This is a genomic window from Pseudomonas sp. P5_A2_2 (assembly GCF_054177685.1).
In genome coordinates this window covers 1-1,050 of the sequence record NZ_JBGCUL010001328.1, presented here as the reverse complement: position 1 = coordinate 1,050, position 1,050 = coordinate 1, and the positions used below count along the sequence as shown (strand labels likewise).

Sequence of the window (1,050 nt, the reverse complement as noted above, 5' to 3'; positions counted from 1 at the left end):
CTCGATGTCCCGGTCGCTGGTCAGCTTCGGCCATTTATCGAGGTACAGCGGCAGCTCGGTCGGGCCGGTCTTGAACGAGCAGATGCGCCGGTTGGTGATGGTCGCCTCGCCGATTTCGAACGGTACCCACCAGGACAGGGCGGTTTTCTCCGACACCACCGCCAGCAGGTGCGTGCATTCGCTGATGTTGCGGGTGATCACCCCGGTGATGTCATCAGTGGTCTGGGATTCGGCATCCAGTACGTCGAGGTAGGTCTTGATGTTGGCCTGGATCAGGCGCGTGTTGATTTTGACCGCGAGGGCGCGATCCATGTGGCGGTAGCTGATAAACACTGGCATCAGAAATGTCCCTTGATCGCGAGTTCGCGGTAATAGGCGCCGAGGGCGGTGAAGCGGCAGCCGGTGGCGTGAATGGCGGCGTAGTACATGTGCTCGGCGTCTACCGGTTCGACCAGGCTGTGGCGGTTGCACTTTTGCAGCTGGGCGAAGACTTCGCCGTGCTCCGGGTTGAATTCAGGTTCGGTGGGCTCAAAGCTGGGGGCGAGGGGGTACACCGACTCGGCTTCGGCAAACCATTCGGGGAGTTTGCGCAGGATTTCCTTGGGGATCAGCGGCGATACTTCGCGCAGGGAAATGAACTGCGAGACGTTGGTCTTGAACACCGGACGCTGTTCCCAGGCATCGAGCGCGTTGTCGACAAACGAATAAAGGCTGCCGGGGGTGATCTTGCCCAGGATGTTCGCGGCGCCGCCGTGCAGGGCCTGGAGCAACAATCCGGTGAACACGCCGTGTTGCGCGCCCTCCATCGCCGGTTCTTCCTTTTTACAGGCAGTCAGAATGGTCATGCCTTCGCCGACCACACTGCCTTCACTGCGCAAGGCGCGCAGTTCGCCGGCCGAGCCGCTCTGGCAACAATCGAGAATGATCACTTTGTTTTTGATCTTCGTGGCCTTGCTCGCCCAGTTGAGAATGTCGCTCAGGCGAATCCCGTCCTTGGCGCTCTTGTAATCCTGCGGGATCAACATGCCTTCGTCGGTGTCGGTATCGAAG

General features: G+C 60.1%; 2 protein-coding genes. Both read right to left on the bottom strand.

Features of this window, described 5'->3' with window-relative positions; translation table 11 throughout:
• Nucleotides 1-339 (bottom strand): toll/interleukin-1 receptor domain-containing protein (locus ACXRVY_RS31180; RefSeq protein WP_458239230.1); only part of this gene is annotated, 339 nt, incomplete at its 3' end.
• A partial coding sequence (locus ACXRVY_RS31175) for a caspase family protein (RefSeq protein ID WP_458239229.1) occupies nt 339-1,050 on the bottom strand: 712 nt, incomplete at its 5' end. The genes ACXRVY_RS31180 and ACXRVY_RS31175, both read right to left, overlap by 1 nt.